This is a genomic window from Arthrobacter sp. 10N44_2, from assembly GCF_056394385.1.
In genome coordinates, this window is record NZ_JBFTHT010000064.1 from 1 (window position 1) to 367 (window position 367).

Annotated in this window: 1 pseudogene; it reads left to right on the forward strand. The window is 71.7% G+C overall.

The annotated features are described in order from the left end of the window. Nucleotides 1-34 precede the first annotated feature (34 nt). Nucleotides 35-367: pseudogene (locus AC1DBX_RS20735) on the forward strand (aminodeoxychorismate synthase component I); the annotation flags it as partial.

Here is a 367-nt window from a genome sequence, read left to right on the forward strand (position 1 = left end):
GTCGTGCTCGCAGCCATTCGCCTAGGCTAATGCAGTGGTTCCCCGACTCCGCAGTTACCCGGTCGACGGCTGGGCGGATCCCGCCGACGCCTTCGTCGCCCTCTTCGCCGACGCCGCGAACGCTGTCTGGCTCGACGCCGGCCCGGATGCCGACAGCGGTCGCAGCTACCTCGGTGCGGGCATGCGCGTCGCGACCTCCAGCGTTGCGGCAGGCGAGGTCGTCGTGGACGCGCCCTCGGGTCTCCGACGTCGTCCGGGGTCGATGCTCGACTTCCTCTCCGACGACCTGACGGAGCGCGGCCGCAGCGAGCCCCGCACCACCGAGCCGTCGTTCGCGCTCGGCTGGGTCGGCTGGCTCGGGTATGAG